Below are 15,821 nucleotides of genomic sequence, written 5' to 3'. Positions count from 1 at the left end.
TTTGTTCGTCAGTATAATGGGCATCCACTTTGCAGGGGCGTAGTTCCAATTGGTAGAACAGCGGTCTCCAAAACCGATGGTTGCGGGTTCGAGTCCTGCCGCCCCTGCCACTCTTATAATCAGTCCAAATCTAAAATAATGGGTCTTATCACCACCGCTTATTTGTAAATTTGGATTGAAATGGATTAACCCTGCTCTCATGTAGGGTTGTTGTGTCTGTATTTAAGGTAAAAATAAATTATGAGCACTAATGTTGAAAACCCGTCTAGCTCGATGGACACGGTAAAGTGGATGTTGGCAGTCGTTTTACTGGCTGGCGCAGTTGTTGGTAATTATATGTATGCTGATATCTCAGTATTGACTCGCGCAATTGGCGTTGTGGTCGCTGTCGGTGCAGCATTGGGTATTGCAGCAACAACCGAAAAAGGGCGTACCTTTATCGCTTTTGCCAAAGAGTCTAGAATTGAGGTTCGCAAGGTAGTTTGGCCAACGCGTCAGGAAACAACACACACGACCTTTATCGTAATGGCTGCAACAGTAGTAATGGCACTGATCCTGTGGGGATTGGATGGCATTCTGTTTCGTGCAGTTGGCTATTTAACCGGTTTGGCCTCGTAACAGGTTAGCGTTTTAACTGGATTGGAGATCTGATCCCATGTCGGATGAGAACAAAGAAAAGAAATTACGTTGGTACGTAATTCAGGCGTTTTCAGGTTTTGAAAAGCGCGTCGCTCAAACTATTCTTGAGCACATTAAAATCGAAGGTCTGGAAGACTACTTTGGTGAAGTACTGGTCCCAACTGAAGAAGTTGTGGAAATGCGTGCCGGACAAAAACGTAAGTCTGAGCGTAAATTCTTCCCGGGCTATGTGTTAGTTGAAATGGTGATGGATGATGCATCTTGGCACCTGGTTAACAGCACACCACGCGTGATGGGCTTTGTTGGTGGAACGTCAGATCGTCCAGCACCAATCAGCAAAAAAGAAGCGGATCGCATTCTTAACCGTCTGCAGGAAAATGCAGAAGCACCTAAGCCAGCAACTCTGTTTGAGCCAGGTGAAGTGGTTCGTGTTATCGATGGTCCATTTGCTGACTTTAACGGTGTTGTGGAAGAAGTTGATTACGAGAAGAGCCGTCTGAAAGTGTCAGTACTTATTTTCGGTCGTTCTACGCCAGTTGACCTGGAATTTGGACAGGTTGAACAAGATAAATAATTTTGCTGTTTAAAACAGCAAAAGTTATTGCCAAAGGCCGCTGGTTAATCTATAATCAGCGGCCTTTTTGTATGTCATTACTATGACGCACAAAAAGACAGTTTTTTAATTGGGAAGCCGTCTGAGTACGCGTCCTCGCGCGCACAAGGCTAAGACCCACATAACGAGGTATTATCATGGCTAAAAAAGTTGAAGCTTTAATCAAGCTACAAGTTGCTGCTGGTATGGCTAATCCTAGTCCTCCAGTAGGTCCTGCACTAGGTCAACACGGTGTAAACATCATGGAATTCTGTAAAGCGTTCAACGCACGTACAGAATCTATCGAGAAAGGCGCACCGGTTCCTGTAATCATTTCTGTTTACAACGACCGTTCTTTCACTTTCGACATGAAAACTCCACCTGCTTCTTACCTTCTTAAGAAAGCAGCTGGTATCAAGTCTGGTTCTGGCCGTCCTAACACTGAGAAAGTGGGTACTGTTACTCGCGCTCAGCTTGAAGAGATCGTTGAGACTAAACGTCCGGATCTTACTGCTGCTGATATGGACGCAGCTGTACGCACGATCGCAGGTTCTGCACGTGCAATGGGCTTGAACGTAGAGGGGTAATTGAGAATGGCTAAATTAACTAAGCGTATGCGTACTATCCGCGAAAAAGTGGATGTTACTAAAGAATACGAAATCAACGAAGCTGTTGCTCTTCTTAAAGAACTAGCTACTGCTAAGTTCGTTGAAAGTGTAGACGTTGCTGTAAACCTGGGTATCGATGCTCGTAAATCTGACCAAAACGTACGTGGTGCAACTGTACTACCTCACGGTACTGGTCGTGAAGTACGCGTAGCGGTATTCACTCAAGGTGCAAACGCTGACGCAGCAAAAGAAGCTGGCGCTGATCTGGTAGGCATGGAAGACCTTGCTGAACAGGTTAAGAAAGGCGAAATGAACTTCGACGTAGTTGTTGCTTCTCCGGATGCAATGCGTGTTGTTGGTCAACTAGGTCAAATCCTAGGTCCACGTGGCCTTATGCCTAACCCTAAAACTGGTACTGTAACACCTAACGTTGCAGAAGCAGTTAAAAACGCGAAAGCGGGTCAGGTTCGCTACCGTAACGACAAAAACGGCATCATCCACACCACTATTGGTAAGGTTGATTTCGACGCGAACCAGCTTCAGGAAAACCTGGAAGCACTTATCGTTGCGCTTAAGAAGGCTAAGCCTTCACAAGCAAAAGGTACTTACGTGAAGAAAGTAAGCATCTCAACGACTATGGGCGCGGGTGTTGCTGTAGACCAAGCTACTCTAAACACGCAAGTGGCTTAATTTAGAGATAAGCGTTTACATGGCGTAAAAATTAGACTATAATTTTGCGCCATTTCGTTGAGAGCTGAGCTCAAAACGAAGCAAAGAATTCGGGTTGAAGCGCATAATTTCGGCACTTTGCAGACTTTATAGTCTACAATGATCCGATAAATTGCGTTTCCGTCCAAGACCGTAGGTGTAACCTAGTTACTTAATTCCCTACGTAGACGGTGTGAATCCCAGCTAGATTTTCCTAATCTTCTGGTTCTCGCCGTAAAAAGCAGCTCACAGTCGTAAGACGATGAGTAAAGTAGAACTGGGACATGTTCCCATCATAACCAGGAGTAACACCCATGGCTTTAAATCTTCAAGACAAAAAAGCAATTGTTGCTGAAGTCAACGAAGCTGCCAAAGGTGCTCTGTCTGCAGTTGTTGCAGATTCTCGTGGTGTAACAGTAGATGCGATCACTGCACTTCGTAAAGAAGCTCGTGAAGCAGGCGTATGGATGAAAGTTGTCCGTAATACCCTAGCTAAGCGCGCTGTAGAAGGTACTGACTATGAGTGCCTTAACGAATCGCTAGTGGGCCCAAGCCTAATCGCTTTCTCTTCAGAGCATCCAGGTGCTGCAGCTCGTATCTTCGCTGATTTCGCGAAGAAGAACGAGTTGTTCGAACTGAAAGCGGCTGCATTTGAAGGCAATGTTGTAGACGTAGACATGCTAGCTAAGCTGCCTACTTACGACGAAGCTGTTGCACGCCTAATGAGCGCTATGAAAGAAGCGTCAGCTGGTAAATTGTGTAAAACAATTGAAGCTGTACGTGTTCAGAAAGCTGAAGCAGCTGCTTAATAGCACGCTTCTTACTTTCAAAAATAAATTTTTAGAACCCCATGGTTCGTGATTAATTAGGAAACTTAAAATGTCTGTAACTAAAGACCAAATCCTTGACGCGATTGCTGAAATGTCAGTAATGGAAGTTGTTGAACTAGTTGAAGCAATGGAAGAAAAATTCGGTGTAACTGCAGCTGCTGCTGTTGTTGCTGCTGGTCCTGCTGAAGCTGCTGAAGAGAAGACTGAGTTCGACGTAATCCTAGCTGGCGCTGGCGGTAACAAAGTTGCTGCTATCAAAGCTGTACGTGGTGCAACTGGTCTTGGCCTTAAAGAAGCAAAAGCTCTTGTTGAGTCTGCTCCTGCGCCAATCAAAGAAGCTGTTTCTAAAGAAGAAGCTGAAGCACTTAAGAAAGATCTTGAAGAAGCTGGTGCTGAAGTTGAGATCAAGTAATCTGGCATTTGCTAGGTTCGCTGCCTGAGCAATCAGGCAAGGGCTGGTGATTATTTAATCACCGGCCCTTTTGCGCTATAGAGCGACGCTTTCCTGTTGCGCAATAAATTCCTATGTTTTTCTTATTTTTCAATCTGTTAGAAGTATTTTGAAAGTGAGTGACTCATAGGACGACAATTAGATGTTGTTATCATGGCTTAGATGCCAATGAAGTCTGTTCTCCATGAACAGGTTGGGTCAAAGATCAGCAAGCTGAGGAACCCCATGGCTTACTCTTATTCTGAAAAGAAACGTATCCGTAAGGATTTTGGTAAACGTCCACAAGTTTTGGACATACCTTTCCTTTTGCAAACGCAGTTGGAATCGTTCAAAAAGTTCATTACACCGGACGCGGATGGTGATACCGGACTGGAAGCGGCATTCCGTTCTGTGTTCCCGATCAAAAGCTACTCGGGCAATTCTGAGCTTCAATACGTTAGCTACCGTATTGGAGAGCCAGTATTCGATGTAAAAGAATGTCAAATTCGCGGTGTGACTTTTTCTGCTCCACTTCGCGTAAAACTTCGTCTTGTGCTAATGGACAAAGAAGCACCAGGCACAGTCAAAGACATTAAAGAGCAAGAAGTTTACATGGGCGAAATCCCGCTCATGACTGACACAGGTACTTTTGTTATCAATGGTACTGAACGTGTTATCGTTTCTCAGCTACACCGTTCACCTGGTGTATTCTTTGATAACGACCGTGGTAAATCACACTCGTCGGGTAAAGTACTATATAACGCACGCGTGATCCCTTACCGTGGTTCGTGGTTAGACTTTGAATTCGATGTAAAAGATAACCTGTTTGTACGTATCGACCGTCGTCGTAAACTGCCTGCGTCAATCATTCTACGTGCCCTTGAATTCTCAACAGAAGAAATCCTAGGCATGTTCTTCGAAACGACTGCGTTCGAAGTGACTAACGGCAAAGTGATGATGGAATTGGTACCATCTCGACTACGTGGTGAAACCGCTGCTTTTGATATCAAAGATGCAGACGGTGAAGTCCTGGTTGAGCAGGGTCGCCGTATCACAGCCCGTCATATAAAAACAATCGAGAAAAAGGGCATTGACCAGTTAGAAGTACCGCATGAGTACATCATTGGTCGTGTGGTTGCGAGAAACTACATCGATGAATCAACTGGCGAGATCATTGCTGAAGCAAATGCTGAGCTATCTCTGGAGTTGATGGCCGAGCTGGTTAAAGCTGGTCACACAAAAATCGACACCCTGTACATCAATGATGTAGACAGCGGTGCTTACATGTCAGAAACTGTTCGTATCGACAGCACGGCAAACCGTCTGGAAGCACTGGTAGAAATCTACCGCATGATGCGCCCGGGTGAGCCACCAACAAAAGAAGCAGCAGAAGCCTTATTCGACAATCTGTTCTTCTCTGACGAGCGTTATGACTTGTCAACGGTTGGTCGTATGAAGTTTAACAGCCGTGTTGGTTATGATACTGACACAGGTCCTGGCACGCTGAGCAAAGAAGACATTGTTAGCGTGATGAAGGTGTTGATCGACATCCGTAACGGTAAAGGCGATGTGGACGATATCGACCACTTAGGTAACCGTCGTATCCGTTCTGTAGGTGAAATGGCAGAAAACCAGTTCCGCGTTGGTTTAGTACGTGTTGAGCGTGCTGTACGTGAGCGTCTGAGCTTGGGTGATCTGGACAATGTAATGCCTCAGGATCTGATCAACGCTAAGCCAATTTCTGCTGCCGTTAAAGAATTCTTTGGTTCTTCACAGCTGTCTCAGTTTATGGACCAGAACAACCCGCTGTCAGAAGTAACGCACAAGCGTCGTATTTCTGCACTTGGTCCGGGTGGTCTGACTCGTGAGCGTGCTGGCTTTGAGGTTCGAGACGTTCACGTAACGCACTACGGTCGTGTTTGTCCTATCGAAACTCCTGAAGGTCCAAACATCGGTCTGATCAACTCATTGTCTACGTACGCACGTACCAACGATTATGGTTTCCTTGAAACCCCATATCGTAAAGTGGTTGACGGCGTCGTAACGGATGACGTTGATTACCTGTCTGCAATTGAAGAAGGTCAGTTCGTAATCGCACAGGCGAACACTAACCTGACTGAAGAAAACCAGTTTGCAGAAGAGCTGATCCCATGTCGTTATAAAGGTGAATCAACCTTTATGCCAAGCGACAGCATCCAGTATATGGATGTATCACCACAGCAGGTTATCTCTGTGGCTGCGGCACTTATCCCATTCCTTGAACACGATGATGCGAACCGTGCATTGATGGGATCGAACATGCAACGTCAGGCTGTACCAACACTGCGCGCAGACAAGCCGCTGGTAGGTACAGGTATTGAACGTACGCTGGCAAAAGACTCTGGTGTAACCATTGTTGCTAAGCGTGGCGGTGTGGTGAAGTATGCAGATGCAAGCCGTATCGTTGTTAACGTGAACGAAGAAGAGCGCGTACCTGGTGAAGCGGGTATCGACATCTACAACCTGACGAAATACACCCGTTCTAACCAGAACACCTGTATCAACCAAAAACCAACTTGTATGGTTGGTGAGCCGGTTGTACGTGGTGACGTTCTGGCGGATGGTCCTTCGACTGACCTGGGCGACCTGGCTCTTGGTCAAAACCTGCGCGTGGCATTCATGCCGTGGAATGGTTATAACTTCGAGGATTCAATCCTACTTTCAGAGCGTGTAGTTCAGGAAGATCGTCTAACTACGATCCACATCCAGGAACTCCAGTGTATTGCTCGTGATACTAAGCTTGGTCCAGAAGAGATCACAGCGGATATCCCGAACGTGGGTGAGTCTGCGTTAGGCAAGCTGGACGAATCAGGTGTTGTATACATCGGTGCTGAAGTAAAAGGCGGCGATATCCTGGTTGGTAAAGTAACGCCGAAAGGTGAAACGCAGTTGACGCCTGAAGAAAAGCTACTACGTGCTATCTTCGGTGAAAAAGCGTCTGACGTGAAAGACAGCTCGCTACGTGTACCTAACTCTGTATCTGGTACGGTTATCGACGTTCAGGTCTTTACCCGTGACGGTGTAGAGAAAGACAAGCGTGCACTGGAAGTTGAAGACATGCAGCTTCGCGAAGCGAAGAAAGACTTCAACGAAGAATTCCGTATCCTTGAAGGTGGTATTCTGACTCGTGCACGTGATCTGCTGGTACGTGCTGGTCTGAGCGAAGATAAGATCGCAGATCTGAACGCTGAAAAGCTACTGACGCAAAGCCTGGCTGATGAAGAGCAGCAAGCTGAATTAGAGCAATTGGCTGCGCAGTATGACGAGCTGAAAGCGGAATACGATAAGAAGTTTGAAAACAAACGTCGCAAGATCACCCAAGGTGATGATCTGGCGCCGGGCGTGCTTAAGATCGTTAAGGTTTACCTGGCAGTTAAGCGTCGCATCCAACCGGGTGATAAGATGGCGGGTCGTCACGGTAACAAGGGTGTTATCTCTACTATCGTGCCTGTTGAAGACATGCCTTACGATGAAAAAGGTCGTACGGTAGACATCGTTCTGAACCCACTGGGTGTACCATCGCGGATGAACATCGGTCAGATCCTTGAAACTCACATGGGTCTTGCTGCACGCGGTATTGGTGAGCGCATTGAAGACATGATGAAAGAGCAGCGTGAACTCCACGAAATGCGCGATTTCATCAAGAAAGCCTACGAAATCGGTGATTGCCGTCAGAAAGTTGATATTGCTAACTTCTCTGATGATGAGATCCGTCGTCTGGCACATAACCTGAAAGGTGGTCTGCCAATCGCAACGCCAGCATTTGACGGTGCACGCGAAGCTGAAATCAAAGACATGCTAGAGCTGGGTGGTTATCCAAGAAGTGGTCAGGTAACGCTATATGATGGTCGTACTGGTGATGCATTTGAGCGTCAGGTAACAGTTGGCTACATGTACATGCTGAAACTGAACCACCTTGTTGATGACAAGATGCACGCACGTTCTACCGGTTCTTACAGCCTGGTTACTCAGCAACCGCTGGGTGGTAAGGCACAGTTCGGTGGTCAGCGTTTCGGTGAGATGGAGGTATGGGCACTTGAAGCATACGGTGCTGCCTACACGCTACAGGAAATGTTGACAGTTAAGTCGGATGACGTAAACGGTCGTACTAAGATGTATAAGAACATCGTAGACGGCAACCATAAGATGGAACCGGGCATGCCGGAATCGTTCAACGTATTGTTGAAAGAGATCCGCTCGCTGGGTATCAACATCGAATTGGAAGAAAGTTGATCCGCCGGGTCGCCAAGCGGCCCAGACCGGACTGAAAAGAATGAAGGGGCGAGCCCAGGCTTGCCCTCAAGATTAACTCCGACAGGAGAGCTAAGGTGAAAGACTTACTTAAGTTTCTGAAGCAACAAAATAAGACCGAAGAATTCGATGCAATTCGTATTGGTCTTGCTTCGCCGGACATGGTGCGTTCATGGTCTTACGGTGAGGTAAAGAAACCTGAGACAATTAACTACCGTACTTTCAAGCCTGAGCGTGACGGCTTATTCTGTGCCCGTATCTTCGGCCCAGTAAAAGATTATGAGTGTTTGTGTGGTAAGTACAAGCGCTTAAAGCACCGTGGTGTGATCTGTGAGAAGTGTGGCGTTGAAGTTACACTGACTAAAGTACGCCGTGACCGCATGGGTCACATTGAGCTGGCTAGCCCAGTTGCACACATTTGGTTCCTTAAATCATTGCCGTCTCGTATCGGCCTGATGCTGGACATGACGCTTCGTGATATCGAGCGTGTACTTTACTTCGAATCATTCGTAGTAACTGAACCTGGCATGACAACGCTTGAGCGTGGTCAGCTATTAGGTGAAGAAGAGTACCTGGATGCACTGGAAGAGCACGGTGATGAATTCGAAGCGAAGATGGGTGCCGAAGCGGTACTTGATCTGCTACGTGATTTGGACCTGGGTCAGCTAATCGCTGAAATGCGTGAAGAGCTGCCAACCATCAACTCTGAAACTAAGCGTAAGAAAATTACTAAGCGTCTTAAGTTGATGGAAGCGTTCCACCAGTCAGGTAATAACCCTGAGTGGATGGTAATGAGCGTATTACCAGTTCTGCCACCTGATCTACGTCCACTTGTACCACTGGATGGTGGTCGTTTTGCGACGTCTGATCTAAACGACTTATACCGTCGTGTTATCAACCGTAACAACCGTCTTAAGCGTCTACTTGATCTCGCTGCTCCGGATATCATCGTACGTAACGAAAAGCGTATGTTGCAAGAAGCGGTGGATGCACTACTAGATAACGGTCGTCGTGGTCGTGCGATCACAGGTTCTAACAAGCGTCCTCTGAAGTCGCTTGCAGACATGATCAAAGGTAAGCAAGGTCGTTTCCGTCAAAACCTACTAGGTAAGCGTGTAGACTACTCTGGCCGTTCTGTAATTACAGTTGGTCCTACACTGAAACTACATCAGTGTGGTCTGCCTAAGAAGATGGCACTTGAGCTATTCAAGCCATTCATCTACGGCAAACTGGAGCGCCGCGGCATGGCGACTACCATTAAAGCTGCGAAGAAGATGGTAGAGCGCGAAGTACCAGAAGTTTGGGACGTACTTGACGAAGTGATCCGTGAACACCCGGTTCTACTGAACCGTGCACCAACACTTCACAGACTTGGTATCCAGGCGTTTGAACCAGTACTAATTGAAGGTAAAGCAATCCACCTGCACCCACTAGTGTGTGCGGCGTATAACGCTGACTTCGATGGTGACCAAATGGCGGTACACGTACCGTTGACGCTGGAAGCACAGCTTGAAGCGCGTGCGTTAATGATGTCGACCAATAACATTCTGTCTCCTGCGAATGGTGAGCCAATCATCGTACCTTCACAGGACGTTGTATTGGGTCTGTACTACATGACGCGTGATCGTATCAATGCAAAAGGTGAAGGTATTGCCTTTAAAGATGCGAAAGAAGCTGAAAAAGCTTACCGTACTGGCGCTGCAGAACTGCACGCACGCGTAAAAGTACGTATCGCAGAAGTACATATTGATGGCGAAACAGGTGAACGTAAAGACGTGACTGAAGTGGTTGAAACCACGGTAGGTCGTGCGATCCTGTCTTTGATCATGCCGACTGGCCTGCCGTTTGAACTAATCAACCGTGCGCTAGGTAAAAAGCAAATCTCTGGCCTGTTGAACGAGTGTTATCGTCGTCTGGGTCTGAAAGATACCGTTATCTTCGCGGACCAAGTGATGTACACCGGTTTCCACTATGCGATGAAGTCGGGTGTTTCTATCGGTATCAACGATATGGAAATCCCACCAACTAAAACAGGCATCATCGAAGCGGCAGAAGCTGAAGTTACAGAAATCAACCAGCAATTCCAGTCTGGTCTTGTAACTGCGGGTGAGAAATACAACAAAGTTATCGATATCTGGTCACGTGTTAATGAAAACTTATCACGCGAGATGATGGCGAACTTGTCGAAAGACACGGTTGTGAATGCGCAGGGTGAAGAAGAAGAGCAAGACTCTTTCAACTCAGTGTTTATGATGGCCGACTCGGGCGCACGTGGTAGTGCTGCTCAGATCCGTCAGCTAGCCGGTATGCGTGGTCTGATGGCTCGTCCGGATGGTTCAATCATCGAAACACCTATTACAGCAAACTTCCGTGAAGGTCTTAACGTACTACAGTACTTCATCTCGACGCACGGTGCGCGTAAAGGTCTTGCGGATACCGCACTTAAGACAGCGAACTCGGGTTACCTGACTCGTCGTCTGGTAGACGTTGCACAAGATTTGGTCATCAACGAAACAGATTGTGGTACCCTTGAAGGTACAGTGATGAAGCCGCTGATTGAAGGTGGTGACGTTGTAGAGCCATTGCGTGAGCGAGTATTGGGTCGTGTTGTAGCAGAAGACGTGGTTATCCCAGGCACTGACGAAGTGCTGGTTGAACGTAACGTGATGCTTGATGAGAAGCTGTGTGACCTGTTAGAAGAGCACTCAGTGGACGAAGTAAAAGTACGTTCAGTTATCACCTGTGAAAACGACTTTGGTGTGTGTGCTAAGTGTTATGGTCGTGACCTTGCACGTGGCCACATCATCAACGCGGGTGAGTCTGTTGGTGTTATCGCGGCACAGTCAATCGGTGAGCCGGGTACACAGCTTACGATGCGTACCTTCCACATCGGTGGTGCGGCATCTCGAGCGTCTGCAGAAAACAGCGTTCAGGTTAAGAACAACGGTAGCATGAAGCTGCACAATGCGAAGTTCGTAATCAATACCGACGGCAAGATCGTGATCACCTCACGTTCAACCGAAATTACGGTTATTGACGAGCAAGGCCGTGAGAAAGAGCGCTATAAAGTGCCTTACGGTGCCGTATTGTCAGTGAGTGACGGTGCAGAAGTTAAAGGTAACGACATTGTCGCGACCTGGGACCCGCATAGTCACCCAATCATCATCGAGCACGAGTCTAAAGTATCGTTCAGCGACATCGACGATTCTAACACGGAAGCACAAACAGACGAGCTAACTGGTCTGACGCGTGTGGTTGTTAAAGACCTTGCTAAGGTGAATGCAAAAGAGCCTAAGCTGATCATTGAAAATGAAGAGCGTGGTCTGCAGGAAATTCGTCTGCCTTCGTTCACTACCATCGAAATCACAGATGGTGCAACGGCACAGCCGGGTGACGTTCTGGCACGTATTCCACAGGAAGGTTCGAAGACTCGTGATATCACGGGTGGTCTACCTCGAGTTGCTGACTTGTTTGAAGCGCGTAAGCCGAAAGATCCAGCAATCCTGGCAGAAATCACAGGTACCGTTAGCTTTGGTAAAGAAACCAAAGGTAAGAAGCGCCTGGTGATTACACCGGAAGAGGGGGATGCATACGAAGAAATGATCCCGAAATGGCGTCAGCTGAACGTGTTCGAGGGTGAGCAGGTATCGAAAGGTGAAGTTATCGCCGATGGTCCTGAATCTCCGCACGACATCTTACGTCTGCGTGGTGTAACTGACGTATCTAACTACATCGTAAACGAAGTACAAGAAGTATATCGTCTACAGGGTGTAAAGATTAACGACAAGCACATCGAAACCATCATTCGTCAGATGCTACGTAAATGTATCATCCTTGATGGTGGTGACAGTGAGTTCCTGGCAGGCGAACAAGCCGAAGTGGCGCGCGTTAACATCGCAAACCGTGAGCTAGAGAAACAAGGTAAGATCCCAGCGAAGTTCGAAATTCAGCTGATGGGTATTACCAAAGCCTCACTGGCAACAGAATCTTTCATCTCTGCAGCCTCGTTCCAGGAGACGACACGTGTCCTGACTGAAGCCGCAGTAAATGGTAAGAGTGATGAGCTTCGTGGTCTGAAAGAAAACGTTATCGTGGGTCGTCTGATCCCTGCGGGTACCGGTTTCTCTTACCACTTAGATCGCATCAACCGTCGTAAGCAAAATGAAGCTGCAGTTGAAGAGCAAACTGTAAGTGCTGAAGAAGCATCTCAGGCACTGACAGACGCACTAAATGCAGACTTGCTTGGTGGCCAAGACTAAAATTGACGAAAAACACGTCAATTGCAATAAAAAGGCAGCTTTAACGCTGCCTTTTTAGTTGTTTTGGTTGACAGGTTAAACTTTGCTCATTAAAATTCCGCCACCCATTTATTCGTTCGAATAACAGAACGCTTAAATTGGCGAAATTTGATTTTTTCAGTAGTAATTTTTATTAATTCAGGAGCTATTTAATGGCAACTATTAACCAGCTAGTACGTAAGCCACGTCGCAGCAAGGTTACTAAGAGCAACTCAGCTGCTCTTAAAGCTTGTCCTCAAAAGCGTGGTGTATGTACTCGTGTATATACAACTACACCTAAGAAGCCAAACTCTGCACTACGTAAAGTAGCGCGTGTTCGTCTAACGAACGGCTTCGAAGTAACATCTTACATTGGTGGTGAAGGCCACAACTTGCAAGAGCACAGTGTTATCCTAATCCGTGGTGGTCGTGTTAAAGACTTACCAGGTGTGCGTTTCCACACAGTACGTGGCGCGCTGGACTGTGCTGGCGTAAATGACCGTAAACAAGGTCGTTCTAAGTACGGTGCAAAACGTCCTAAGGGCTAATGGTTCTCCGTTAGTAAGGCCAAGCACTTAAGTTTTAATTTATATATTTTGTTTTGGGAATTCGTCGTAGTAAGACGAACCTGAAGATACCGGAGAAAGAAAATGCCTAGAAGACGCGTAATAGGTCAACGTAAAATTCTTCCAGATCCGAAGTTCGGATCAGAGCTTCTTGCTAAATTCGTTAACGTAGTAATGCTTGACGGTAAGAAGTCTACTGCTGAAAAAATCGTATATGGTGCGCTAGACGTGGCTGCTGAAAAATCAGGCAAGTCGCACCTAGAAATCTTCGAGTCTGCACTTGAAAACGTACGTCCACAGGTTGAGGTTAAATCTCGCCGTGTTGGTGGTTCTACGTACCAAGTACCAGTTGAAGTACGTCCAGTTCGTCGCAACGCACTAGGTATGCGTTGGTTGGTTGAAGCTGCACGTAAGCGTGGCGAGAAGTCAATGGGCCTTCGTCTGGCTCAAGAGATGATCGACGCTGCTGACAACAAAGGCACTGCGGTTAAGAAACGTGAAGACGTTCACCGTATGGCTGAAGCGAACAAAGCATTCGCTCACTACCGTTGGTAATCTGCCCAAGACCTTTAAGAGGATAATATGGCACGTACAACTCCTATTGAGCGTTACCGTAATATCGGTATTTGTGCTCACGTAGATGCGGGGAAAACCACCACTACGGAACGTGTACTTTATTACACGGGCCTGTCTCACAAAATTGGTGAGGTGCATGATGGTGCCGCAACTATGGACTGGATGGAGCAGGAGCAGGAGCGTGGTATTACCATCACTTCTGCTGCGACCACGTGTTTCTGGAAAGGGATGGATGCTCAGTTTGATGAGCATCGTATAAACATCATCGATACTCCCGGACACGTAGACTTCACCATCGAAGTAGAACGTTCATTACGTGTACTAGATGGCGCTGTAGTCGTATTATGTGCTTCATCAGGTGTACAACCACAAACGGAAACCGTTTGGCGTCAGGCGAATAAGTACGAAGTACCTCGCATGATTTTCGTCAACAAAATGGACCGTACCGGTGCAGACTTTCTGGCCGTTGTGGATCAGGTGAAAAAGCGTCTTGGCGCTGCACCTGTGCCAATTCAGTTACCAATCGGTGCTGAAGATGAATTTAAAGGTGTTATCGATCTCATTAAGATGAAAGCCATCAACTGGAATGCTGAAGACCAGGGGATGACTTTCAACTATGAAGAGATCCCGGCAGAGCTTCAGGAGCTGGCAGAAGAGTGGCGCGCAGAGCTACTCGAATCTGCCGCAGAAGCGTCTGAAGAGCTAATGGACAAATATCTTGAAGAAGGTGAACTGAGCGAGGCCGAAATTAAGGCCGCGATCCGTCAGCGTACATTGAACAATGAAATTGTGCCAATGAGCTGTGGTAGTGCATTCAAGAACAAAGGTGTTCAGGCTGTGCTTGATGCCGTGATTGAATACATGCCTTCTCCAACAGAGGTTAAAGAGATCCAGGGTATCCTGGACGATGAAAGCGAAGCAACGCGTCCTGCGGACGATGATGCGCCGTTTTCTGCTCTGGCGTTTAAAATCGCCACCGACCCTTTTGTTGGTACGCTTACCTTCTTCCGAGTTTATTCCGGCACAGTAGGTCAGGGTGACTCGGTTTATAACCCAGTTAAAGGCAAAAAAGAGCGCTTTGGACGTATCGTTCAGATGCACTCTAACTCGCGCGAAGAGATCAAAGAAGTTCGCGCCGGGGACATTGCCGCTGCAATTGGTATGAAGGATGTCACCACAGGTGACACGCTTTGTGCTCATGATGCTGTTATCACGTTAGAGCGTATGGAATTTCCAGAGCCAGTGATTTCAGTTGCAGTAGAGCCTAAGACCGTTGCTGACCAAGAAAAAATGGGTATCGCGTTAGGTAAGCTGGCTGCGGAAGACCCGTCTTTCAGAGTTGAAACCGACGAAGAATCAGGCCAAACCATTATTTCAGGTATGGGTGAACTCCACCTGGATATCATCGTAGATCGTATGAAGCGTGAATTCAGTGTTGAATGTAACGTAGGTAAGCCTCAAGTTGCTTATCGTGAAACGATCCGCGGTTCGGTTGAAGCCGAAGGTAAATTCGTACGTCAATCAGGCGGACGCGGCCAATATGGTCACGTTTGGTTGAAGCTCGAACCTATGGAAGTTGCTGATGAAGACGCACCAATTTACGAGTTCGTTAATGAAATCGTAGGTGGTGTGGTACCTAAGGAATACATTCCTGCGGTTGACAAAGGCATCCAGGAACAGATGAAGCAAGGTGTTCTTGCTGGTTATCCTATGCTGGGTGTGAAAGCTACCTTGTTTGATGGCTCATTCCATGATGTTGACTCAAACGAGATGGCGTTTAAGATTGCCGGCGCAATGGGCTTTAAGAAGGGCGCGCTTGATGCGCAGCCAGTGATTCTTGAACCCGTTATGAAGGTAGAAGTCACCACCCCTGAAGCAAACATGGGTGATGTCGTTGGCGACCTGAACCGTCGTCGAGGCATAATCGAAGGTATGGACGACTCATTTGGTGGTCTGAAGCAAGTTAATGCTCAGGTCCCACTGTCTGAAATGTTTGGTTATGCAACTGATCTTCGTTCTGCAACACAAGGTCGAGCTTCGTACTCAATGGAATTTTCCAAGTACGCAGAAGCGGCGAAAAACGTTGCTGACGCAATTATTGCAGCTCGCGCTGTTAAGTAATTTTAGTTCGGTCCGGTCTTAGGGCTGGACTTTAATTTCTTTATAGGAATTTTTAAAATGGCAAAAGAAAAGTTTGAACGTTCGAAACCGCACGTTAACGTTGGTACTATCGGCCACGTTGACCACGGTAAAACTACCCTAACTGCAGCAATCACTAACGTACTTGCAAAAGTATACGGTGGTG

12 protein-coding genes and 1 tRNA gene are annotated in these 15,821 nt (G+C 47.1%); all 13 read left to right on the top strand.

Annotated features, from left to right (window positions below; translation table 11 throughout):
* Positions 1 to 33 precede the first annotated feature (33 nt).
* Positions 34 to 110: transfer RNA gene (locus IY568_RS14905), tRNA-Trp, on the top strand.
* Positions 111 to 240: 130 nt separating this feature from the next.
* Positions 241 to 618, top strand: coding sequence for a preprotein translocase subunit SecE (gene secE / locus IY568_RS14900; RefSeq protein ID WP_010387322.1), 378 nt, complete (start codon positions 241 to 243; stop codon positions 616 to 618).
* A 37-nt stretch (positions 619 to 655) separates the two neighbouring features.
* Positions 656 to 1,213 (top strand): transcription termination/antitermination protein NusG, encoded by a 558-nt coding sequence (gene nusG, locus IY568_RS14895; protein WP_010387321.1) that lies wholly within the window; start codon positions 656 to 658, stop codon positions 1,211 to 1,213.
* Between the two features lie 176 nt (positions 1,214 to 1,389).
* Positions 1,390 to 1,818: a 50S ribosomal protein L11 gene (gene rplK, locus IY568_RS14890; protein WP_010387320.1), complete on the top strand. Its 429-nt coding sequence runs from the start codon at positions 1,390 to 1,392 to the stop codon at positions 1,816 to 1,818.
* 6 nt (positions 1,819 to 1,824) lie between these two features.
* Entirely contained in the window at positions 1,825 to 2,529 is a 705-nt protein-coding gene (gene rplA / locus IY568_RS14885) for a 50S ribosomal protein L1 (RefSeq protein ID WP_010387319.1), read from the top strand.
* Positions 2,530 to 2,861: 332 nt separating this feature from the next.
* On the top strand, positions 2,862 to 3,356 hold the full coding sequence (rplJ, locus tag IY568_RS14880; protein WP_010387318.1) for a 50S ribosomal protein L10: 495 nt from the start codon (positions 2,862 to 2,864) through the stop codon (positions 3,354 to 3,356).
* A 70-nt stretch (positions 3,357 to 3,426) separates the two neighbouring features.
* Entirely contained in the window at positions 3,427 to 3,789 is a 363-nt protein-coding gene (rplL, locus tag IY568_RS14875) for a 50S ribosomal protein L7/L12 (protein WP_023400585.1), read from the top strand.
* A 264-nt stretch (positions 3,790 to 4,053) separates the two neighbouring features.
* Complete coding sequence (rpoB, locus tag IY568_RS14870; protein ID WP_125563174.1) at positions 4,054 to 8,079, top strand: DNA-directed RNA polymerase subunit beta; 4,026 nt, start codon at positions 4,054 to 4,056, stop codon at positions 8,077 to 8,079.
* 95 nt (positions 8,080 to 8,174) lie between these two features.
* A complete protein-coding gene (gene rpoC / locus IY568_RS14865) occupies positions 8,175 to 12,356 on the top strand; it encodes a DNA-directed RNA polymerase subunit beta' (protein ID WP_194867999.1) in 4,182 nt (1,393 codons plus the stop codon).
* 191 nt (positions 12,357 to 12,547) lie between these two features.
* Positions 12,548 to 12,922, top strand: a complete 375-nt coding sequence (gene rpsL / locus IY568_RS14860; RefSeq protein WP_010387308.1) for a 30S ribosomal protein S12 — start codon at positions 12,548 to 12,550, stop codon at positions 12,920 to 12,922.
* A 102-nt stretch (positions 12,923 to 13,024) separates the two neighbouring features.
* Positions 13,025 to 13,495, top strand: coding sequence for a 30S ribosomal protein S7 (gene rpsG, locus IY568_RS14855; RefSeq protein ID WP_010387307.1), 471 nt, complete (start codon positions 13,025 to 13,027; stop codon positions 13,493 to 13,495).
* A 27-nt stretch (positions 13,496 to 13,522) separates the two neighbouring features.
* Entirely contained in the window at positions 13,523 to 15,637 is a 2,115-nt protein-coding gene (gene fusA, locus IY568_RS14850; RefSeq protein ID WP_010387306.1) for an elongation factor G, read from the top strand.
* Positions 15,638 to 15,694: 57 nt separating this feature from the next.
* Positions 15,695 to 15,821 (top strand): GTP-binding protein (locus IY568_RS14845; RefSeq protein WP_228553369.1); only part of this gene is annotated, 127 nt, incomplete at its 3' end.

The organism is Pseudoalteromonas sp. PPB1 (assembly GCF_015356275.1).
GTDB lineage: Bacteria > Pseudomonadota > Gammaproteobacteria > Enterobacterales > Alteromonadaceae > Pseudoalteromonas > Pseudoalteromonas rubra_D.
This window is presented reverse-complemented; position numbering and strand designations above follow the sequence as displayed.